Here is a 22,058-nt window from a genome sequence, read left to right on the forward strand (position 1 = left end):
TTAATAATTATTTTTACAACAGCGTAAAATGCTTGCCAAATAAGGTCGTCTGAATATTTCAGACGGCTTTTTCCGTATTAATTCATGTTAAATCGAATACAAAATCTTTGCATTTCTCGCCAAAATCTACTAAATTCACATACATTAACTTTTAAAAAATCCGCACCGCATTCCGACGGTGCAGCCGCGCTTCAACCGAATAATCATAAAAGGCAGCCACTTGCCTAAATCTTTAAGGAGTAAAACCATGGCAAACGCAACTGATGTCATATTGGTTGGCGGAGGAATGATGAGCGCCACACTGGGCGTGCTACTGCGGGAACTCGAACCCTCTTGGGAAATCACCATCATCGAACGCTTGAGCGATGTCGCCCTCGAATCCACCAGCCCGTGGAACAACGCGGGTACCGGCCATTCCGCCCTGTGCGAATTGAACTACGCTCCTCTGGGTGCAGACGGCACAGTCAACCCCGAACGCTCGCTGGGCATTGCCGAGCAGTTCCACATCAGCCGCCAATTCTGGGCTTCCCTCGTCAACGAAGGCAAGCTGGCAAACAATTCCTTCATCAGCAGCGTGCCGCATATGTCGCTGGTGATGAATGCCGACCACTGCGACTACCTGAAAAAACGCTACGAAGCCTTCAAAACGCAAAAGCTGTTTGAAAAAATGGAATTCTCCACCGACCGCAACAAAATCGCGGAGTGGGCGCCCCTGACCATGGCAGGGCGCAACGAAAGCCAGCCGGTTGCCGCCAACTATTCCGCCGAAGGTACGGATGTCGATTTCGGCAACCTGACCCGCCAAATGGTCAAATATCTGGTCGACAGCGGCGTTCGCGTCGAATTCAACCGCCATGTTGAAAACATTACCCGCGAAGCAGACGGCGCATGGACGCTGAAAACCACCAACACCCAAGACAACACCCTGCCGCTGACTTTCCGCAGCCGCTTCGTCTTCTTGGGTGCGGGCGGCGGCGCGCTTACCCTGCTGCAAAAATCCAAAATTCCCGAAGGCCGAGGCTACGGCGGCTTCCCGGTATCCGGTTTGTTCTTCCGTACCCAAAACGAAGAAATCTCCGCGCAACACAACGCCAAAGTTTACGGCCAAGCCTCGGTCGGCGCACCGCCGATGTCCGTACCCCATTTGGACACCCGCCATGTGGACGGCAAACGCTACCTGATGTTCGGCCCGTATGCCGGTTTCAAACCGAACTTCCTCAAGCAAGGTTCGCTGATGGATTTGCCGATGTCTATCCACCGCGGCAACCTGATGCCGATGTTGCGCGCCAGCCTCGACAATATGCCGCTGACCAAATACCTGCTCGGCGAGCTGCGTAAAACCAAAGACGAACGCATGGCTTCGCTGCTTGAGTACTACCCGCAGGCAAATCCCGACGATTGGGAGCTGATTACCGCCGGACAACGCGTACAAGTCATCAAAAAAGACGACAAAAAAGGCGGTGTGCTGCAATTCGGTACCGAGCTGGTTACCCACGAAGACGGTTCGCTGGCCGCCCTTTTGGGTGCTTCGCCGGGCGCTTCCACAGCCGTTCCGCTGATGATCAAGCTGATGCACCAATGCTTCCCCGAGCGCGCCTCCTCATGGGAAAGCCGCCTGAAAGAACTGGTTCCGGGCTACGGCGTGAAACTTAACGACAATCCCGAACTGGCGGAAGAAATCATCAGCCATACCGCAAAAGTGCTGAATATCCACCACTAAAAGCCGTCTGCAAAACAGCGTATTCCTGCTTCAGGGAATACGCTGTTTTTTATATTCTTCGGATACACAAACCACCGCACAGGCAACCATACCGGAAATGCCGTCTGTTAGCCTATTTTAATAGATTCTAACGCCCCGCCCGATTTGCAGACGGCCTGTTCGCAAAAATCCGCCCGAGCGCAACACTCGGTAACAATCCGCCAAGCGCATTTACGTCCGACACACACGCATTAACGGCCGCCGCCGTTACCATTACCCCGTCCTATCCCATCAACTTTTGCAAGGAAAAACCATGATGAAAAAATACTTCGCCATTGCCGCAGCTTCGCTGATTGGTCTGGCCGGTATCGCCGCCGCCGCCGAAAACATGGCACACCACAACGCCCGCAGCGACAAAGCAGAACGCGCCATGCACAAAAAAGGCGAATTACCGCGCGACCTGCAAGCCTTAAACCTGAACAGCAAACAAAAAGCCGACATCCAAAAAATCATCGAAACCCACCGTGCGGACACAAAACGCGACCGCACATCAAACGAAGCATTCCGCGCCGAGTTTCGTAAAAAAATGCAGGAATACCGCGCCGCAGAGCAACAGCTCATCAGCGCCAAAACGTTCGATGAAACTGCCGCCCGCCGCATGATTGCCGAACACAACCAACACCACACCGATAAAGAAGTCCAACGCCTGAAAACCCGACACGCCGTTTTCCAAGTGCTGACTCCGAGCCAGCAGAAGCAATGGCTGGACAATCAAAACAAACGTATGGAAAAACGCGGCAAAAAACCGCACCAAAACGAAAACCACTCCCGCAAAACTGCCCCACAGCAGTAAATGCCAAGCGAAAGGCCGTCTGCAAAACCGACTGCAAACCCGTCAGGGATTGTGCAAGGATTTTGCAGACGGCCTTTGCGCTGTTTGCAGCATACCGGCCGCAAGCAGATCAACCGTTCACTGACTGCGCCGACACGCCGCTTCTTACGCTTGCGCGTCTTACCCGAATATCTGTCGGACAGCTTAGACAGATTACCGCCGTACAACACAAACCGTACAAACTTGCCGCTTCAGCCGTCTGTATTTTGAGCCGAACGCGGCAACTGCCCTACTTGCCTGATACGGCCCTATCAAACAACGCATTTCAAATACCGAAAGCCCGCATAGCGTTTGCCCGCGCCGCTAATCGCCGCTTAAGGCCGTCTGCATTTTTACCGCCGATTCACTATCCAGCCGTTCCCGTGCCAAATCCAGAGTTGCCTGCGCCCAAGCCCGATAACGCGCCTGCTCTTCCTGATTCATCGCCGCCAGATGTGCGGCCACCGTACAATCGTCGCCGCGCACAATCGGGCCGGTCAATGCCTGCAACGGCGTAAGGTGTTCCAAATTGGCAACCGTCTGCCTCATCAGCCCGCACACCAGCTCGCGGGACATCGATTCCGGAAAATCCAGCGGCGCAAGCAGATTCTGTGCATACGCCGCCAACGCAACACTGAAATTTGAAGCCGCCGACAATGCGGCGTGATAGCGCGCCTTATGTTCGGACGGCAACACCACCGCCCGCAGCTCCAGCGCGTCTGCCAACTGTTGCAAAACCGCCAACGCCTGCGCCGATTCTGCTTCCAAGGCGCAAATATTGCCGCGCAGATTGTCCACTGCATAAGCAACATCGGCAAAAGCAAATACGGGATGCAGACTGCCCGTCTGTGCACCATACAAAGCGGCTGCGGCAAGCGCGGCTGCCGTTTTCGCACCACTCATATGCAACACCAGCGTGCCTGCAGACAATGCCCCCGACCGCGCCAAACTTTCGGCAGCGGCCTCAATCGCATTGTCCGGCGTCGCAATAATCACGACATCGGCCCGCGGTAATGCGGTAAAATCACGAACCACCGCCGCACCGAAAGCCCCTGATGGTAAGGAGCGGCTGACAATATGGGAAAGCTGCCAATCGGAATGTGCGCCAAGCAGCGCGGCAAGAGTCTGCCCGACCCTGCCCGCTCCGACAATATGCAATATTTTTTTCATTTCAGACGGCCCAAACGGATTGAATAGCGTAGATTAACACGGTAAACTTATACCATTAAAAATTTTTATTATTTCCGCACCATGAAATCCGCTTTCGACGTAAAATCTTCCCGTCTTGAAACGCTCGCCATCTGCCTGCACACCGCCGATTTAACCGAATTGGAAGAAACCTTGCGGCAGCGTACCGAGCAGTATCGCGATTTGGAAATCATGCCGTTTGTGCTGGACGTGGAAGATTTTGCCCAACCCGATGATTTGGACATACCGGCCGTTGTCTCATTATGCGCCCGTTACGGCATTCAAATCCTCGGCTTGCGCCACAGCAGCGAAACATGGGCGGAAGCGGCCTCACGCTGTCATTTGGTGTTCAGCAGCGGCGACAAACCTGCCGAAGCCGCCGCCCTGCCGAAACCCGTACAAGAACCCCAGCCCGTATCGGCAACCGTAATCAGCAATCCTACCGTACTGATCAGTACGCCCGTGCGTACCGGGCAGCAGGTTTATGCCGAAAACGGTGATTTGATTGTTACCGGCATTGTCAGCCAAGGAGCTGAGCTGATTGCAGACGGCAATATCCATATTTACGCCCCCATGCGCGGACGTGCGCTGGCCGGTGCGAAAGGCGATACCAATGCGCGGATTTTTATCCATTCCATGCAGGCGGAATTGGTATCCGTTGCCGGCATCTACCGCAATTTTGAAGACGACCTGCCCGGCCACCTGCATAAAAAACCGGTACAGGTTTCATTACAGGACAACAGGCTGGTCATCAGCGCCATCGGCGACGAATAAAGCCTGTCCGCCGTCCGGCAGCACCGTTCCGCACGGCAACCCTTATTCCAACCATACCTTATCCTCCAATATCCGTATCTGAAAAGGAAACATTGTGGCAAAAATCATTGTAGTAACTTCAGGCAAAGGCGGCGTGGGCAAAACCACTACCAGCGCCAGTATCGCAACCGGCTTGGCTCTGCGCGGCCACAAAACCGCCGTTATCGACTTCGACGTAGGCCTGCGCAACCTCGACCTGATTATGGGCTGCGAACGCCGCGTCGTTTACGATTTAATCAACGTCATTCAGGGCGAAGCCACGCTCAACCAAGCCCTGATTAAAGACAAAAACTGCGAAAACCTCTTTATCCTGCCTGCTTCGCAAACCCGCGACAAAGACGCTCTGACCCGCGAAGGCGTAGAAAAAGTGATGAAGGAACTGTCCGGCAAAAAGCACAACTTCGAATACATCGTCTGCGACTCGCCGGCCGGTATCGAACAGGGCGCGCTGATGGCGCTGTACTTTGCCGACGAAGCCATCGTTACCACCAATCCAGAAGTTTCCAGCGTTCGCGACTCCGACCGCATTTTGGGCATTCTGCAAAGCAAATCGCGTAAAGCAGAACAAGGAGACAGCGTAAAAGAACACCTGCTGATTACCCGCTATTCACCCGAACGTGTTGCCAAAGGCGAAATGCTGTCGGTACAAGACATCTGCGACATTCTGCGTATCCCGCTGCTGGGTGTCATTCCCGAATCTCAAAACGTCCTGCAAGCCTCCAATGCCGGCGAACCGGTTATCCACCAGCAAGACGCTGCGGCAGCCGAAGCCTATAAAGACGTGATTGCCCGATTGCTGGGCGAAAACCGCGAAATGCGTTTCCTTGAGGCCGAGAAAAAAGGCTTCTTCAAGCGTTTGTTCGGAGGTTAAGCCATGTCATTGTTAGATATTCTGTTCGGACGCAAACCCAAAACCGCCGATGTCGCCCGCGACCGCCTGCAAATCATCATTACACAAGAGCGTGCCAACGAAAACGGCAACGGCGCACCCGATTACCTGCCGACCCTGCGTAAAGAACTGCTGGAAGTCCTCTCCAAATATGTCAAAGTATCGCTGGAAGACATTCGCATTTCCCAAGAAAAACAGGACGGCATGGACGTACTCGAACTGAACATTACCCTGCCGGAACAAAAACCGGAAGAGAAAAAGGCCTAAGCCATGACGCTGACCGAATTGCGCTATATTGTTGCCGTGGCGCAGGAACGTCATTTCGGACGCGCCGCGCGCCGCTGCTTCGTGAGCCAGCCCACCCTTTCCATCGCCATCAAAAAGTTGGAAGAGGAATTGCAGGTCTCGCTGTTTGACCGCAGCAGCAACGACATCATTACCACAGACGCGGGCGAGCGCATTGTTGCCCAAGCCCGCCGCGTACTGGAAGAAGCCGACTTAATCAAACATCTGGCCAACGAGGAGCAAAACGAGTTGGAAGGCCCGTTCAAACTCGGCCTGATTTTCACCGTTGCCCCTTATCTTCTTCCCAAGCTGATTGTATCGTTGCGCGAAACCGCACCAAAAATGCCGTTAATGCTCGAAGAGAATTACACCCACATTCTCACCGAATCGCTCAAACGCGGCGATTTGGACGCCATTGTCGTAGCCGAACCCTTCCAAGAACCGGGTATCGTAACCGAGCCTTTATACGACGAACCCTTCTTCGTGATTGTACCCAAAGGCCACCACTTTGAAGAACTGGACTCCGTTACTGCCCAAATGCTCTCGGAAGAGCAGGTATTGCTGCTGACCGAAGGCAACTGTATGCGCGACCAAGTGTTATCCAGTTGCTCCGAGCTGGCCGCCAAGCAGAAAATCCACGGTCTGACCAACACTCTGCAAGGCAGCTCCATCAACACCATACGCCACATGGTTGCCAGCGGCTTGGCCATCAGCGTGATGCCCGCCACCGCGCTGACCGAAAACGACCATATGCTGTTCAGCATCATACCGTTTGAAGCACCCGTTCCCCAACGGCGTGTTGTGTTGGCATACCGCCGCAACTTCGTCCGTCCGAAAGCCCTCACCGCCCTACGCTCCGCTATTCAGCACTCCCAGCTCAACGGCGTGAGCTTTGTGGACAACGACTAAACGGTTCAACGTATCAGCAAGGCCGTCTGCAAATAAGATTTTGCAGACGGCCTTTTCTCCATCTCCTCCCCCATTCCGCACGGCGACAGCAGCCGCAACATGAATATTTTGAATAAAAACCAAAAAAAATACGCAAAAGCCTTTACTTTTTTTACAGACGGCGTTAAAACACTTGCTACCCCATTTCAGAATACACAATCTTCACTAGGAGCACAGAATGAAAGTAGGTTTTGTTGGCTGGCGCGGCATGGTCGGCTCAGTATTGATGCAGCGTATGCAGGAAGAAAACGATTTCTCCCACATTCCCGAAGCGGTTTTCTTCACCACCTCTAATGTCGGCGGTACTGCGCCCGATTTCGGACAAGCCGCAAAAACCCTGCTGGATGCCAACGACATTGCCGAACTCGGCAAAATGGACATTATTGTTACCTGTCAAGGTGGCGACTATACCAAATCCGTGTTCCAACCGCTGCGCGATTCCGGCTGGAACGGCTATTGGATTGATGCGGCATCTTCCCTGCGTATGGCAGACGATGCCCTCATCGTTTTAGATCCGGTAAACCGCAACGTCATTGATGCCGGCCTGAAAAACGGCGTGAAAAACTACATCGGCGGCAACTGCACCGTATCCTTAATGCTGATGGCCTTAGGCGGTTTATTCCAAAACGACTTGGTCGAATGGGCAACCAGCATGACCTACCAAGCCGCATCCGGTGCGGGTGCGAAAAACATGCGCGAGCTGATTAACGGCATGGGCGCGATTCACGCACAAGTAGCCGACGAGCTTGCCGACCCTGCCAGTGCGATTCTCGACATCGACCGTAAAGTCTCCGACTTCCTACGCAGCGAAGACTACCCGAAAGCCAATTTCGGCGTACCGCTGGCAGGCAGCTTGATTCCGTGGATTGACGTGGACTTGGGCAACGGCCAATCCAAAGAAGAGTGGAAAGGCGGCGTAGAAACCAACAAAATCCTCGGCCGCAGTGATAATCCGACCGTTATCGACGGCTTATGCGTACGCGTCGGTGCCATGCGATGCCACAGCCAAGCCATCACGCTGAAGCTGAAAAAAGATTTGCCGGTAGAAGAAATCGAAGCCATTTTGGCAGGCGCAAACGACTGGGTAAAAGTTGTGCCGAACCAAAAAGAAGCCAGTATGGCCGACCTCACCCCCGCCGCCGTTACCGGCACGCTGACCGTACCCGTCGGCCGCATCCGCAAACTGGGCATGGGTGGCGAATACATCAGCGCATTTACCGTTGGCGACCAACTCTTGTGGGGTGCTGCCGAACCGTTGCGCCGTGTATTGCGTATCATCTTGGGCAGCTTGTAACAACAGCAAACACATAAAAAGGCCGTCTGCATTTTTGCAGACGGCCTTTTTGCTTATTTTGCCCTATTCGGACAGGTAAATTATTTACCCTTCTCTTTATCCAGCTTGCGACTGTAAATCACCGAGGTCAGCACCGACGCGCCCAATGCGCCGAATACGACGGACAATGAAATGGCAATCGGGATATGCACCCAATGCATAATCAGCATTTTCACGCCGATAAAGCTCAACACGAACGACAGGCCGTATTTCAGGAAAACAAAGCGGTCGGCAACGTCTGCCAGCAGGAAATACATGGCACGCAAGCCCAAAATGGCAAAAATGTTGGAAGTCATCACGATAAACGGGTCGGTGGTTACAGCGAAGACGGCGGGGATACTGTCCACAGCGAAAATCACATCGCTCAGTTCGACCATTACCAGCACCAGAAAGAGCGGTGTAGCCATACGCTTGCCGTTTTCGACGGTGAAGAATTTTTCGCCGTCCAACTCTTTGCTGACATGGATATGTTTTTTCAACCAGTTTAATAATTTATTGTCGTTCAGGTTTTCGTCTTCATCATCGCCGCCGGATTTAATCATATGGATACCGGTGTAGAGCAGGAAAGCGCCGAAAAGGTAGAGAATCCACTCAAACTGCTGCACCAATGCTGCACCGATAAAAATCATCACCGCACGCAGCACAATCGCGCCGAGTACACCATAGAGCAACACGCGGTGTTGGTATTGCGGCGGTACTTTGAAGTAGCTGAAAATCATCAGGAACACGAAAATATTGTCCACCGCCAATGATTTTTCCAACACATAGCCGGTGAAAAATTCCAACACTTTCTCTTTGGCGACAACGGCACCGTAAGCCGGATTCCCCGCCAGCTCGAAATACAGCCATGCGGCGAAACCGCAGGACACGGCAATCCACACGCACGTCCACGCCAACGCTTCTTTCACGCTGACCTTGTGCGCGCCGGTTTTCTTCAGCGACAGCATATCGATTGCTATCATGATTAAAACCGCGATAAAAAACACGCCGTAAAACAGCGGCGTGCCGACTGAAGGATGTTCGACCATCAAAAATTTCCTCTTTTAGATTGGCGATATTGATATTTGCAGACGGCATTCTAACACGGCGCAATAAGGCCGTCTGAAAATATCGGGTTTTCAATCAGATAAAAACGGTAAAACGCCGTTACCATACCAAATAAAACATCGCCTTGGCGAAAAACACAATCAGCACCATATGCACCAGCACCGCCGCATGAATGTATTTCGACCAGCCCGCCGTCATCGTACCGCGAGTCATCTTCGTTACCGCCACGGCAAAATGCGCCAACACGCTGAACGCCAGCAATATCTTCCACAGCAGCATTATGCCGAACGGCGATTCAAACGGCTGGTGCAGCACAGGTACATAACGCGCCCACACCATTACCAAACCCGAAGCAAACAAAGCAAGTACCACCGGCGGCATTACCCGCACGGCACGGTAAGACATGGCTTTTTCCACCTCGCGCCTCGCCTCCCGCGACACCCGTTTGGAGTGCAGCACCGACAATACCAATACCTCAAAAAACACACCGCCCACAAAAGCAATCGCACAAAAAAGATGTACGATATGCGCCACCGCATAAATATTCATCATTAATTTCCATATCCGTACCGGCCGCCGGCGCAACCACACGTTGCACCACCCCGCCGAAGAGCATTAAGTGTACCACAGCCCTATTTTAAACTCTCTTTACCCTTTGCATAGATTATTAAACATTGTTTAATGCGATACTGAAAACAATCCTAACCCACTCAACATGGAGAACAAGATGAAAACCATCACCAAAACTTTCGCCCTGATTGCCTTGGCAGCTTCCCTGAGTGCCTGTTCCAACATGAGCACCTCCCAACGCAATGCTGCAACCGGCGCAGTCATCGGCGGTGTTGCCGGCAACCTGATTGGCGGTGATACCGGTTCAACCTTGGGTGGCGCGGCACTCGGCGGCGTTATCGGCAGCCAAGTCAACAAATAAACCGTTGTCCGCACCATTGCGGATACAACTTTACCGGCAGCTCCAATCCCGACCATGAGGATAAGGGCTGCCGGTATTGCTTTCATCTGCCCTTCAGCAACAGCAAAGGCCGTCTGCAAAACAACCCGACCATTTCATTCCGGTCATTTGCAGACGGCCTTTTAACACCCCACCGACCGCTTGGCAAACATTCAAAATCAAACAGACTGCCGGTTCAAACAATAATTCATTTTAAAACATTTTTCCCCAACAACCGCCCTTATCGGCTGAAAAAACCATTGTACGGATTATGTTGAGATTTTCCCAAAAATAGAATAAGATAACTACAAAACGAAAAGCTGGAACATTATCATTAAAACAAACCGGCACATAACCGCAGGCAGCCCGCTTTTCTTTTCATGCCTTTTCAGACGGCATCTTACTCAAAGTCTTCTTGCCAACGCTTCAACTGTCAGCCCTTACACTGGAGAATCACCATGGCACACCAATCCAAACATGCCTCCATCAACATCAGCCTGATTCAGGCGCGCGAAGCGTTGATGACCCAATTCCGCCCCATTCTGAACCAAGCCAACATCACCGACCAACAATGGCGCATTATCCGTCTGCTTGCAGAAAACGGCACGTTGGATTTCCAAGACTTGGCGACCCAAGCCTGCATTCTCCGCCCCAGCCTGACCGGTATCCTGACCCGCTTGGAAAAAGCCGGATTAGTCGTCCGCCTGAAACCTTCCAACGACCAACGCCGCGTTTACCTCAAACTGACCGGAGAAGGAGAAAAACTTTATGAAACCATCGGCAGCAAAGTGGACGAACGCTACGATGTCATCGAGTCCGTATTCTCCAAAGAAAAACTGGACGAACTGAAAGCCCTGCTGTCCCAGCTCGCCGCCATCGAACAGTCGCTCCAATAAAAATAAAACAATATGACTGCCCCGACACACACACTCAAACCCGCATTCCGCGACGCGATGGCCTCGTGCGCCGCCGGCGTACACGTCATTACCACTGATGGCGAAGCAGGCCGTTACGGCATTACCATGACCGCCGTTACCTCGGTAACCGACGAACCGCCAACCGTCATGCTCTGCATCAACCGCGAAGCAGCCATTATCCCTATCCTGACTGCCAACCGCGATTTGTGTATCAATACCCTTTCAGACGGCCAGCAAGACATTGCCGAACATTTTGCCGGCATGACCAATCTGTCTCCGGAAGAACGCTTTGAATACCATATCTGGCATCGCGGTCAAAACGGCCAACTGGAAGTAGAAGGCGCATTAGCCCATTTGCACGGCAGTATTACCGATTATCGTGAAGTCGGTACGCATTACGTTTTCTTTGTCGAGATGAACGAAATCAAAGTCAACGATACGCACCCGCCCGCACTGCTGTATTTCCGCAGAGCATTTCGCTATTTGGAATAAAATATTGGAACCCCATGACAAAGGCCGTCTGCAAATCCATGCAGACGGCCTTTGTGCTGTACCCCATTATCGCCACCCATCAATTTATGCTTCGGCAACAGCCTTTACGCCATCATCGGGCAAGCACCGTTTGAACATATCATCAAATCACGCAAAATGAGGAAGAAAAACACAACCGCAGTGCAAGCAAGCAATACGATAAAGCACTACAACACCTTATTAAGTCAACCAAAATGCCTAGGGTTCAGACATTGCATCATCAGAAGCCTGCCGTATCACTAAACCTGATAAATGGCCGTCTGCAAATTTCTTGGTTATCGTTGTTTAACAACCATGATACAGCGTTGCCGCCCTTCTCCCAAAAAGGGTTTGAGCAAGCGGCGGAAGCAGTAAGTCTGCCAATCCGCACCATCGTCGAATCAGAATGAATGGGACAGGACGGCAAAACCTCAGACCATATAAATTGGTACAGCAATGCCGCATTATTTTTATTCCGGATAACTATATCTGTACCATTTGCTGCTTTGCTGCCCCGTATGATTCAACCATACAAATATAGTAATTTAAAAATAAAACAGTACAATTTTGATTTATTTTGAGTAAAAAATGGCATATTCAATAGATTTGCGGGAAAAAGCATTGAACCATTACAAGCAGTGTAATAACGCCAGCCAAACAGCCAAGACCTACGGCATATCAAGAAATACACTCTATCTTTGGATACAACTGGAAAAGCAAACAGGCAGCCTGAAACATCAAGTGAAAGGACAAAATGCTGCCAAGCTGGATACAGAAAAACTCAAACAATATGTCGGTCAGAATCCTGATGCCCATTTACATGAAATCGCCCAAGTGTTTAACTGCACAGCCCAAGCTGTTTTTTATGCACTCAAAAAGCTGGGTATCACACGTAAAAAAAGACCACCACTTACAGAGAACAAGACCCTTCGAAAGTAGCGCATTATTTAGCCCGATTAGCTCAATTTTCGGATTATCAACCGGTTTATTTGGACGAAACAGGATTCGATACCTATTTCTTTCGCCCCTATGCCCGCAGCCCCAAAGGGCAAATGGTTAAAACTAAGATAAGTGGGAAGAAATATCAACGGTTGTCATTGGTTGCTGCACAAATCGGGCAAAAACTGATTGCACCCATGGTTTATCAAAACACCATGACCAGTACTTTTTTTGAAGCATGGTTTGAAACCATGCTGTTACCTGATTTGCCACCAAAATCATTGATTATTTTAGATAATGCAAGATTTCACAGAATAAGTATTTTGCAAGAGATGGCACATCGTTACGGACATGAAATTCTACCGCTTGCACCTTATTCTCCCGAATTGAATCCGATAGAGAAAACATGGGCAAATATTAAAAAATATATGCGTTCGGTTTTACCCGGTTCAGATAATTTTACTGCTGCATTAATGTCCTATTTTTATTTTAATTAACTATAAAAAAGCACGGTATAACACCGTGCTTTTTTGACAGTAAAACTTACTTGTTTTTTTGCGAACGAAGATAATCCAAGGTTTTGAGCTGGGCGATGGCCGCAGCCAAAGCCGCATGTGCTTTGGCCAGAGATTCATCATCTGCGGCTTTGGAAATACGAGCCTCTGCGGCTTTTTTCACTTCCTCTGCACGCGCCTGATCCATTTCCTCACTGCGGACAGCTACGTCTGCCAATACAGTAATTTTATCAGGCTGTACCTCTAACAAGCCGCCGGAAACAGCAACCAGCAGCTCTTCGGTCTCGCCCGGCACAGTCAAACGCAATGCACCGGGACGTACCAAACTCATGATCGGCTCGTGTCGCGGATAAATACCAAGCTCACCTTGTACAGTCGGAACCACTACGAAACTGGCTTCTCCTGAATAAATGTTTTGCTCGCTACTTACCACTTCAACTTGCATGACGCTCATGCCGACCTCCTTAGTTTAAGGTTTTCGCTTTCTCGGCCGCTTCTTCGATACCGCCCACCATATAGAACGCTTGCTCCGGCAGGTGGTCGTACTCACCATTCAAGATGGCTTTAAAACCGGCGATGGTATCGCGCAGCGGTACATATTTGCCCGGAGAACCGGTAAATACTTCGGCAACGTGGAACGGTTGTGACAGGAAGCGTTGGATTTTACGCGCACGCATTACAGTCAGTTTGTCTTCATCAGACAACTCGTCCATACCCAGAATGGCGATGATGTCGCGCAATTCTTTGTATTTTTGCAGAGTTGACTGTACGCCGCGGGCAACGTCATAGTGCTCTTGACCCAAAACCATAGGATCAAGCTGACGTGAAGTAGAGTCCAGCGGATCCACTGCCGGGTAAATACCCAAAGAAGCAATATCACGGCTCAATACGACGGTTGCATCCAAGTGAGCGAAAGTGGTTGCCGGAGACGGGTCGGTTAAGTCGTCCGCCGGTACATATACGGCTTGGATAGAGGTAATCGAACCGGTTTGGGTAGAGGTAATACGCTCTTGCAAGCGACCCATTTCCTCTGCCAATGTCGGCTGATAACCTACTGCAGACGGCATACGGCCCAACAATGCTGATACTTCGGTACCGGCCAGTGTGTAGCGGTAAATGTTGTCCACGAAGAACAATACGTCACGACCTTTGCCGTTTTCGTCTTTTTCGTCACGGAAGTATTCGGCCATAGTCAGGCCGGTCAAAGCCACGCGCAAGCGGTTGCCCGGCGGCTCATTCATCTGACCGTACACCATGGCTACTTTATCCAACACGTTGGAATCTTTCATCTCGTGGTAGAAGTCGTTACCTTCGCGGGTACGTTCACCTACACCGGCAAACACAGACAGACCGCTGTGTGCTTTGGCGATGTTGTTGATCAATTCCATCATGTTTACGGTTTTGCCCACACCGGCACCGCCGAACAGACCTACTTTACCGCCTTTTGCAAACGGACACAGCAAGTCGATTACTTTAATACCGGTTTCCAACAACTCGGTAGCTGATGACAATTCATCAAACTTCGGTGCGGCTTGGTGAATAGCACGTTTCTCTTCGGTAGCAACCGGACCGGCTTCATCAACCGGATTGCCCAATACGTCCATAATACGACCCAAAGTCGCTTTACCGACAGGAACGGCAATCGGAGAACCGGTATTGCTCACAGACAAACCCCGTTTCAGGCCGTCTGAACTACCCATTGCAATGGTACGTACCACACCGTCGCCCAGAAGTTGTTGTACTTCCAAAGTCAGACCGGTGTCGTCCAATTTCAGGGCATCGTAAACGTGAGGAATGGCATCGCGTGGAAACTCCACATCCACTACTGCACCAATAACTTGTACGATTTTGCCTTGGCTCATTATCGTATCCTATTTTCTGTACAGTTTCAGACGGCTTAAACGGCCGCTGCACCTGCAACAATTTCTGACAATTCTGTGGTAATCGCAGCTTGACGCGATTTGTTATATACCAAACGCAGCTCTTTGATGGCATTGCCGGCATTGTCAGTAGCGGCCTTCATCGCTACCATACGCGCGGCTTGTTCTGATGCCATGTTATCGGCTAATGCTTGATAAACCACAGATTCCAAATAGCGGCGAACCAGATATTCCAATACGGCGACAGGACTTGGCTCATAACGGTACTCCCAATTCATATCGGAGTCTCCGTTTACCTCGTCAATTACATTTTGACCAATAGGCAGCAGCACTTCCATACGCGGTTCTTGGCGCATGGTATTGACAAATCCCGAATACACCAAGTGAATCACATCTAGTTCATGCTTTCCGTAGCGTTGGAAAATCTCGGTCAGCGGTCCGACCAGCATTTCCATTTTCGGGGTATCACCCAAATTGGTTACGCTGGCAACCACATTCAGACCAATGCTTTGGCACGCAGCCAAACCTTTGCTGCCCAGGCATACTATTTCGACTTGAACGCCTTGTTCCTGGTACTCTTGAACTTGCGCCAAAAATTTCTTCAATACGTTGGCATTCAAGCCACCACACAAACCCTTATCCGAGGTAATCAGGATAAAGCCTGCCCGACGCACCTCACGGTGCGGCTCGAGCAGTTTGATACCGTGGTCAGTATGTGTTTGTGCCAGATGGCTCATAACCAAACGTACTTTTTCGGCGTATGGACGCGCCAAACGCATCCGCTCCTGAGTCTTCCGCATTTTAGAGGTCGACACCATCTGCATCGCTTTAGTGATCTTTTGCGTATTTTGAACACTACGGATTTTGGTGAGAATCTCTTTCCCTACTGCCATTTCAGACTCCTTTCATTTCAAAGCTTATGCTTGGTAAGCATAAGAAGATTTGAAAGACTTCATGGCTTCGGCTAATGCTTTCTCGCTTTCATCAGACATCGCTCCTGAAGCATTGATTGCTTCCAAAACAGCGGGCTGCTGAGTGCGGACATAGCTCAAGAATTCCGCCTCAAAAGCCAATGCTTTGGAAACCGGAACATCTTCATAAGAACCGTTGTTGATCGCCCACAGAGTCAATGCCATTTCAGCAGTATTCAAGGTACTGAATTGTTTTTGCTTCATCAATTCGGTAACCACTTCACCATGCTGCAACTGCTTGCGTGTTGCTTCGTCCAAGTCGGAAGCAAATTGCGAGAAGGCAGCCAATTCGCGATATTGTGCCAAGGCCAAACGGATACCGCCACCCAGTTTTTTGATGACTTTGGTTTGTGCCGCACCACCTACGCGCGATACGGAAATACCCGCATTGATTGCAGGGCGGATACCGGCGTTAAACAAGTCGGTTTCCAAGAAAATCTGGCCGTCTGTAATCGAGATTACGTTGGTCGGTACAAACGCAGAAACGTCACCTGCCTGAGTTTCAATAATCGGCAACGCGGTCAGTGAACCGGTTTTACCTTTTACTTCACCGTTGGTCAGTTTTTCTACTTCGTCTTCATTGATGCGTGCTGCACGTTCCAGCAAACGGGAGTGCAGATAGAACACATCGCCCGGGTAGGCTTCACGACCCGGCGGACGGCGCAGCAGCAAAGAAATCTGACGGTAAGCTACGGCTTGTTTGGACAAGTCGTCGTAAACAATCAATGCATCTTCACCGCGGTCGCGGAAAAACTCACCCATGGTACAACCGGCATAAGGAGCGATATATTGCAGCGCAGCAGCTTCCGAAGCCGTTGCGGCAACAACGATAGTATGCTCCATTGCGCCATACTCTTCCAATTTGCGTACTACATTGGCAATAGAAGAGGCTTTTTGGCCGACTGCAACATAAATACAAATTACGCCAGTACCTTTTTGGTTGACAATAGCGTCCAACGCCACTGCTGTCTTACCGGTTTGACGGTCACCAATAATCAGCTCACGCTGACCACGGCCGACAGGAACCATAGAGTCGATTGCCTTGATACCGGTCTGCATCGGTTGGTCAACCGATTTACGGGCAATCACACCCGGAGCAATTTTTTCAATCGGAGCGGTTTTGCCGGCATTAATCGGGCCTTTTCCGTCAATCGGACGACCCAAGGCATCTACTACGCGGCCAACCAATTCACGGCCGACCGGCACTTCCAAGATACGGCCGGTACAGGTAACCGTATCACCTTCCTTGATGTGTTCGTATTCGCCCAACACCACGGCACCAACGGAGTCTCGCTCCAAGTTCATCGCCAAGCCGAAAGTGTTACCGGGGAATTCGAGCATCTCACCTTGCATTGCGTCTGACAAGCCATGAATACGCACAATGCCGTCTGTTACGGAGATAACCGTACCTTGTGTACGCACCTCTGCATTGACAGACAGATTTTCGATTTTGGCTTTAATCAAATCGCTAATTTCAGCAGGATTAAGCTGCATGAAAACTCTCCTAATTCGTCATAGTCGTGTACAGGGCATTCAATTTTGCCTGTACAGACAAATCCCAAACCTGATCACCCACTTCCACTTTCAAGCCTCCTATCAATTCAGGATCAACTTGCGTGGTTACTGCCAAATCACTGTCGAAACGCTCTTTAAGTGTTGCAGTTACTTCCTCCAACTGCTGGGGAGTCAATGCGTATGCACTATAAATTACAGCGGATTTGGTATTATTGAGTGCCAAGGCCAAGTCTTGATATTGCACATAAATTTCCGGCAAAACAGACAAACGCTTCTGCTCGGCCAAAACGGTGACAAAATTTGTCAACTCGCCCTGTTCCAAGCCGACCAAAGCAGCCAATGCCTTCGCTTTTTCGGAAGCATCGGTTTCAGGCTGCTCAACCAGCGCACGCACTTTAGGGTCTTGCATTACTGCTGCCAGCTCTTTCAGTCCGCCCAACCAAGACTTGATTTGGTTTTTTTCCTGTGCCACACCGAATAATGCTTTCGCATAAGGTCTGGCAATCGTTGCGAACTCTGCCATATTTTACAGCTCCTGTTTCAGGTTGCTGAGCAGCGCTGCATGTTTGGACGCATCCACTTCGCTACGCAAAATTGCTTCAGCACCTTTTACCGCCAACGAGGCAACCTGCTCGCGTAAAACTTCACGCGCCCGGTTGATTTCCTGATCAACATCGGCTTTTGCCTGCGCTGTAATACGAGCTGCTTCGTTAGAAGCCTGTTCTTTGGCCTCCTCAACAATTTTAGCAGCACGCTTTTCGGCGTTGGCAACCATTTCGGCTACCTGACTACGCCCTTCGGCCAAGAGTTCTGCAACTTTCTTCTCTGCCTGCTCAAAGTCGCTTTTACCGCGCTCGGCGGCAGCCAAGCCTTCGGCGACTTTTGCGGCGCGCTCGTCCAACGCTTTTGCAATCGGCGGCCACACAAATTTCATGGTAAACCAAACCAGACCGAAAAAGACGATGATCTGCGCAAATAAGGTCGCATTGATATTCACTTTACTTAACCTTCGTATTAGGGTTAATCAAACAAACGCATACGCGTCTGTATCGAAACAGTTGTCTGTTCGGATTAGCCTGCAAACGGGTTAACAAAGGCGAACAGCAGAGCAATAGCCACACCAATCAAGAATGCGGCATCAATCAGACCGGCAATCAGGAACAGTTTGGTTTGCAGCGGGCCAATCAGTTCAGGCTGACGTGCAGAAGATTCCAAATATTTAGAACCAACCATGGCGATACCGATAGAAGCACCCAAAGCACCCAAGGCTACAATCAGACCACAAGCGATAGCAATCAAACCCATTTTAAAACTCCTTAAAGAAACAAAGGTTAAAAACTACATTAAAAAGAACTACTCAAACTACTTGAAAAGAAAGGTATGCACTATAGATCAAAAACTAGTGCGCGTCATGCGCCTGACCGATATAGACAAACGCCAATGCCATGAAGATGAAGGCCTGCAGGGTAATAACCAAGATATGGAAAATTGCCCAAGCCAAACCTGCAAGGATGTGGAATACGAACAAAATCGGATCCATCACACCCACACTGCCCGAAGCTGCCCAAGCACCGCCCAACAGAGCAATCAGCAAGAACACCAGTTCGCCGGCATACATATTGCCGAACAACCGCATACCGTGCGATACGGTTTTAGACAGAAACTCCACCAAGTTCAACAGAAAGTTGGCCGGTGCCAACTTGCCACCAAACGGGGCGCTGAACATTTCATGCATCCAGCCGCCGAAACCTTTGATTTTGATGTTGTAGTAAATACAGATAATCAGAACGCCGATTGCCAATGCCAGAGTCGTGTTCAAATCCGCAGTCGGAACAACACGCAACAAGGCATGATGGTTGCCTGTCATCTGTTGCCAAATCCACGGCAGCAAATCTACCGGCAGCAAGTCCATCGCGTTCATCAGGAAAATCCACACAAACAGCGTCAGACCCAGCGGTGCAACCGCTTTGCGCGACTGCTCGTTATGCACGATACTCTTACACATATCGTCCACAAATTCATAGAGGATTTCCACAGCAGCCTGAAAACGACCCGGAACACCCGAGGTAGCGGCTTTGGCACCACGCCACAACAAAAAGCTGCCCAACACACCCAGCACCACAGCAAAGAAAATTGCATCGAGGTTGATGAACGAGAAGTCAGCAATATTTTTCAGGCCTTGGCCTTGAGTAACGTCCGACAAACTGGTCAAGCTCTGCAAGTGGTGCTTGATGTAGTCGGCAGCGGTCATTGATTCACCTGCCATAATCTTTAACTCTCAACAATACTAAAAAAACCAGATGGCTGACCCCTAATAATCCGCAGAAAAACGGTAGGAATGCCAGTGAATCATGCCAAACCGCAAACACGGCCAGCATCAACACCAGCGACAGCGTTATTTTTAAAACTTCTCCGACGACCATCATTCTGCTTCGCAGGTACGGATTGTTTTTGAAAAGTTTTAAAAGTAAAACTGCTATAAGGGTAGGAATAAGATAGGTTAAGCCGCCTGCCAGAGCAGACCAAAAGCCCCGCCCTCCGGCAAACAAGGCACTCAAAATGGAAATGGCGAACAGAACACCGGCTTGGGAAATTAAAATCCGCGTCATAACTGATAAGAAAACCGGCCGCCATTATCGGGCGTGGCAACTATAATAAAGAAGCTGCCGAACGTCAAGCCGAAATGTTAACCTGTGTGAAGCATTACTTTGATTATACGGGTATTTCTTTACGGCTTTGAAAACAATCTTTCCGCCGTTTTGCTTTTTACGCGGATTTTAACACAAACTACATTTTGTTACAGTATTATCTGTATAAAAATCATGGCTTTTTTCTGTTTTCGCGGCGCGGTTTTTCATTGTATAAAACAATCTGATTGATTTACATCAACTTTTAACCACAATGCCGTCTGAATTTGCAGACGGCATTGTGTACCGATATTGCGGGAAAAGCATCATTTAGTCGCAAAATTCCAACATCTCACGCTTGATAATCGATGCCCAACTGCTTGAGCAGGTAATCGAAAGTCTCCGGCGTATCAAAATGCAGTACGATTTTGCCTTTTTTCTGATTAGTGGTTTTGACTTCGGCATTCACACCCAGTTTTTCGGTCAGCACATCATTCAAACGACGAATATCGGGGCTGACGGTTTTCTTTTCTTCCGGCTGTTTTGCCAACTGGGCCAACTGACTTCTGCGTTCCACTTCCCGCACGGACCAGCCGTTTTTGACTGCTTTTTGCGCCAATTCGAGCTGCTCCACCACCGGCAGGGTCAGCAATGCGCGCGCGTGTCCCATTTCCAGATGGCGCTGGTACAGCATTTCCTGCACAGGCTCGGGCAGGCTCAGCAGGCGCAGGCTGTTGGAAATCGCACTGCGGCTTTTACCGACGGCCTTTGCAATGGTTTCATGCGTCAATCCGAATTCGTCTGCCAAACGCTTTAACCCTTGCGCTTCTTCGATCGGATTCAGGTTTTCACGCTGGAGGTTTTCAATCAGGCCCATCGCCAACGCGGTTTCATCACTGATGGTTTTGACCACCACGGGAATCTCGGTCAATCCGGCCAACTGGGACGCGCGCCAGCGACGTTCTCCGGCAATCAGCTCGTATTGCGACAAGCCGTGTTCCCGAACGATAACCGGCTGGATAACGCCTTGCGCCCTAATCGAATCCGCCAGCTCCTGCAATGCGGCATCGTCCATCTGCACCCGCGCCTGATAGCGGCCGGGTTGAATGTCCGCAATGGCTACTGTTGTCAGCCGATCGCTGCTGCTGTTGTCCACGCCGTTGGAAATCAGAGAGTCCAAACCGCGGCCCAAACCGCCTCTTGCTTTTGCCATATTGTTTTCCTTATCTTTTCATTTCGTTGACGCTGCGTTTCAGACGGCGTAATCATTAACCGTATATTTTATCGGATATTGCCGCGTGCGTGTTGGCAATTCATTATCGTCCGCTCCGTACCCGCAGGCTGTGCAGAAGAACGTTTGCGGAGAAGTTCGCACCAATTTGCCGTTCATCTACTATAATGGGCATTTTGCAGACGGCATTTACGGGATATTTCATGACAAAACGCATCATCATCGGCATCAGCGGCGCCAGCGGTTTCCAATACGGTTACGAAGCCTTGCGCCTGCTGCACCGTATCGGCGGTATTGAAACGCATTTGGTGGTTTCCAAAGGTGCGGAAATGACCCGCGCCTTGGAAACGCCGTACAGCAAAGAGGCCGTCTGCACTTTGGCCGATGTCGTCCATTCCGTCGGCAACTTGGGCGCGGCGGTGGCCAGCGGTTCGTTTAAAACCATGGGTATGTTGGTCGCGCCCTGCTCCATGCGTTCTCTGGCGGCGATTGCCAACGGCTACGGCGACAATCTGCTGACCCGCGCCGCCGATGTCGTACTGAAAGAACGCCGCCGTTTGGTATTGATGGTGCGCGAAACCCCGCTGAATTTGGCACATCTCGACAATATGCGCCGCGTTACCGAAATGGGCGGCATCATTTTTCCGCCCGTTCCCGCGTTTTACCACAAGCCGCAAAGTGTAGAAGAAATTGTTACCCACAGCGTCGGCCGTGCTTTGGAGCTGTTTGACATCGACATTCCGCACCTGCCGCACTGGGGGCTGCACGGCAAAACGGAAACCAGCACCGAAATCGGCTGACACCACCAAGCAACGCCGACCTGCTCCGCCATGCCTGACAACATTAGCCGGCCGAATGCAGCCAAGCCGCCCTACTCCCAAACGGCAATCCAAGCACCCTGCAGCCGCTTGAGGGAGAAGGCTCATCATAC

Annotated in this window: 25 protein-coding genes; 12 read left to right on the forward strand and 13 right to left on the reverse strand. The window is 50.6% G+C overall.

Annotation, left to right across the window (positions count from 1 at the left end; translation table 11 throughout):
• Positions 1–220: 220 nt before the first annotated feature.
• On the forward strand, positions 221–1,720 hold the full coding sequence (locus tag EL111_RS10130) for a malate:quinone oxidoreductase (RefSeq protein ID WP_269471076.1): 1,500 nt from the start codon (positions 221–223) through the stop codon (positions 1,718–1,720).
• 292 nt (positions 1,721–2,012) lie between these two features.
• Positions 2,013–2,552: a Spy/CpxP family protein refolding chaperone gene (locus tag EL111_RS10135; RefSeq protein ID WP_123796229.1), complete on the forward strand. Its 540-nt coding sequence runs from the start codon at positions 2,013–2,015 to the stop codon at positions 2,550–2,552.
• A gap of 342 nt (positions 2,553–2,894) precedes the next feature.
• On the opposite strand, the gene EL111_RS10140 is transcribed toward EL111_RS10135, so the two are convergent.
• Positions 2,895–3,740: a Rossmann-like and DUF2520 domain-containing protein gene (locus EL111_RS10140; RefSeq protein ID WP_123796230.1), complete on the reverse strand. Its 846-nt coding sequence runs from the start codon at positions 3,738–3,740 to the stop codon at positions 2,895–2,897.
• 81 nt (positions 3,741–3,821) lie between these two features.
• On the opposite strand from EL111_RS10140, the gene minC reads away from it, so the two are divergent.
• The 5 genes from minC to asd all read left to right on the forward strand — a co-directional run bounded on the left by minC (position 3,822) and on the right by asd (position 7,987).
• On the forward strand, positions 3,822–4,532 hold the full coding sequence (gene minC / locus EL111_RS10145; RefSeq protein WP_123796231.1) for a septum site-determining protein MinC: 711 nt from the start codon (positions 3,822–3,824) through the stop codon (positions 4,530–4,532).
• Positions 4,533–4,626: 94 nt separating this feature from the next.
• Positions 4,627–5,442, forward strand: coding sequence for a septum site-determining protein MinD (minD, locus tag EL111_RS10150; RefSeq protein WP_123796232.1), 816 nt, complete (start codon positions 4,627–4,629; stop codon positions 5,440–5,442).
• A 3-nt stretch (positions 5,443–5,445) separates the two neighbouring features.
• Positions 5,446–5,727, forward strand: coding sequence for a cell division topological specificity factor MinE (minE, locus tag EL111_RS10155; RefSeq protein ID WP_123796233.1), 282 nt, complete (start codon positions 5,446–5,448; stop codon positions 5,725–5,727).
• A 3-nt stretch (positions 5,728–5,730) separates the two neighbouring features.
• A complete protein-coding gene (locus tag EL111_RS10160; RefSeq protein WP_123796234.1) occupies positions 5,731–6,654 on the forward strand; it encodes a LysR substrate-binding domain-containing protein in 924 nt (307 codons plus the stop codon).
• A gap of 217 nt (positions 6,655–6,871) precedes the next feature.
• Complete coding sequence (gene asd, locus EL111_RS10165) at positions 6,872–7,987, forward strand: aspartate-semialdehyde dehydrogenase (RefSeq protein ID WP_123796235.1); 1,116 nt, start codon at positions 6,872–6,874, stop codon at positions 7,985–7,987.
• A gap of 80 nt (positions 7,988–8,067) precedes the next feature.
• Here asd and EL111_RS10170 read toward each other — a convergent pair whose 3' ends face one another.
• Both EL111_RS10170 and EL111_RS10175 read right to left on the reverse strand, forming a co-directional pair.
• Positions 8,068–9,054 carry a TerC family protein gene (locus tag EL111_RS10170; RefSeq protein WP_123796236.1) on the reverse strand — a complete coding sequence of 329 codons (987 nt, stop codon included), beginning with the start codon at positions 9,052–9,054 and terminating at the stop codon, positions 8,068–8,070.
• Positions 9,055–9,172: 118 nt separating this feature from the next.
• The gene (locus tag EL111_RS10175; RefSeq protein WP_123796242.1) at positions 9,173–9,622 is read right to left on the reverse strand and encodes a CopD family copper resistance protein; all 450 of its coding nucleotides are present in this window, start codon (positions 9,620–9,622) and stop codon (positions 9,173–9,175) included.
• 178 nt (positions 9,623–9,800) lie between these two features.
• Between EL111_RS10175 and EL111_RS10180 the strand changes: the two genes are divergently transcribed.
• From EL111_RS10180 to EL111_RS10195, 4 genes are all read left to right on the forward strand, one after another.
• Positions 9,801–10,004 (forward strand): YMGG-like glycine zipper-containing protein, encoded by a 204-nt coding sequence (locus EL111_RS10180; protein WP_123796237.1) that lies wholly within the window; start codon positions 9,801–9,803, stop codon positions 10,002–10,004.
• A gap of 476 nt (positions 10,005–10,480) precedes the next feature.
• A complete protein-coding gene (gene hpaR, locus EL111_RS10185; protein WP_123796238.1) occupies positions 10,481–10,918 on the forward strand; it encodes a homoprotocatechuate degradation operon regulator HpaR in 438 nt (145 codons plus the stop codon).
• A gap of 12 nt (positions 10,919–10,930) precedes the next feature.
• Positions 10,931–11,431, forward strand: a complete 501-nt coding sequence (gene hpaC, locus EL111_RS10190) for a 4-hydroxyphenylacetate 3-monooxygenase, reductase component (RefSeq protein ID WP_197717758.1) — start codon at positions 10,931–10,933, stop codon at positions 11,429–11,431.
• 606 nt (positions 11,432–12,037) lie between these two features.
• A protein-coding gene (locus EL111_RS10195) for an IS630 family transposase (protein WP_126325860.1) occupies positions 12,038–12,885 on the forward strand; the annotation gives its coding sequence in 2 pieces (ribosomal slippage) (positions 12,038–12,353 and positions 12,353–12,885; 849 coding nt in all).
• 46 nt (positions 12,886–12,931) lie between these two features.
• On the opposite strand, the gene EL111_RS10200 is transcribed toward EL111_RS10195, so the two are convergent.
• From EL111_RS10200 to EL111_RS10245, 10 genes are all read right to left on the reverse strand, one after another.
• Positions 12,932–13,357 carry a F0F1 ATP synthase subunit epsilon gene (locus tag EL111_RS10200; RefSeq protein WP_123796404.1) on the reverse strand — a complete coding sequence of 142 codons (426 nt, stop codon included), beginning with the start codon at positions 13,355–13,357 and terminating at the stop codon, positions 12,932–12,934.
• 10 nt (positions 13,358–13,367) lie between these two features.
• Positions 13,368–14,765: a F0F1 ATP synthase subunit beta gene (gene atpD, locus EL111_RS10205; protein WP_123796405.1), complete on the reverse strand. Its 1,398-nt coding sequence runs from the start codon at positions 14,763–14,765 to the stop codon at positions 13,368–13,370.
• Positions 14,766–14,800: 35 nt separating this feature from the next.
• Positions 14,801–15,676: a F0F1 ATP synthase subunit gamma gene (gene atpG / locus EL111_RS10210; protein WP_123796406.1), complete on the reverse strand. Its 876-nt coding sequence runs from the start codon at positions 15,674–15,676 to the stop codon at positions 14,801–14,803.
• 24 nt (positions 15,677–15,700) lie between these two features.
• Positions 15,701–17,248, reverse strand: a complete 1,548-nt coding sequence (gene atpA / locus EL111_RS10215; RefSeq protein WP_123796407.1) for a F0F1 ATP synthase subunit alpha — start codon at positions 17,246–17,248, stop codon at positions 15,701–15,703.
• 10 nt (positions 17,249–17,258) lie between these two features.
• The gene (locus EL111_RS10220; RefSeq protein ID WP_123796408.1) at positions 17,259–17,792 is read right to left on the reverse strand and encodes a F0F1 ATP synthase subunit delta; all 534 of its coding nucleotides are present in this window, start codon (positions 17,790–17,792) and stop codon (positions 17,259–17,261) included.
• 3 nt (positions 17,793–17,795) lie between these two features.
• Complete coding sequence (locus EL111_RS10225; RefSeq protein WP_123796409.1) at positions 17,796–18,266, reverse strand: F0F1 ATP synthase subunit B; 471 nt, start codon at positions 18,264–18,266, stop codon at positions 17,796–17,798.
• 74 nt (positions 18,267–18,340) lie between these two features.
• Positions 18,341–18,574, reverse strand: coding sequence for a F0F1 ATP synthase subunit C (gene atpE, locus EL111_RS10230; RefSeq protein WP_004284425.1), 234 nt, complete (start codon positions 18,572–18,574; stop codon positions 18,341–18,343).
• 94 nt (positions 18,575–18,668) lie between these two features.
• On the reverse strand, positions 18,669–19,535 hold the full coding sequence (gene atpB / locus EL111_RS10235) for a F0F1 ATP synthase subunit A (protein ID WP_123796410.1): 867 nt from the start codon (positions 19,533–19,535) through the stop codon (positions 18,669–18,671).
• Positions 19,525–19,878 carry an ATP synthase subunit I gene (locus EL111_RS10240; protein WP_123796411.1) on the reverse strand — a complete coding sequence of 118 codons (354 nt, stop codon included), beginning with the start codon at positions 19,876–19,878 and terminating at the stop codon, positions 19,525–19,527. Before EL111_RS10240 ends, atpB begins: the two co-directional genes overlap by 11 nt.
• Before the next feature lie 370 nt (positions 19,879–20,248).
• Positions 20,249–21,109: a ParB/RepB/Spo0J family partition protein gene (locus tag EL111_RS10245; RefSeq protein ID WP_123796412.1), complete on the reverse strand. Its 861-nt coding sequence runs from the start codon at positions 21,107–21,109 to the stop codon at positions 20,249–20,251.
• A 221-nt stretch (positions 21,110–21,330) separates the two neighbouring features.
• Between EL111_RS10245 and EL111_RS10250 the strand changes: the two genes are divergently transcribed.
• Positions 21,331–21,927 carry a UbiX family flavin prenyltransferase gene (locus EL111_RS10250; RefSeq protein WP_123796413.1) on the forward strand — a complete coding sequence of 199 codons (597 nt, stop codon included), beginning with the start codon at positions 21,331–21,333 and terminating at the stop codon, positions 21,925–21,927.
• Positions 21,928–22,058 lie beyond the last annotated feature (131 nt).

The organism is Neisseria animalis (assembly GCF_900636515.1).
In the GTDB taxonomy this organism is placed as follows: Bacteria; Pseudomonadota; Gammaproteobacteria; order Burkholderiales; family Neisseriaceae; genus Neisseria; species Neisseria animalis.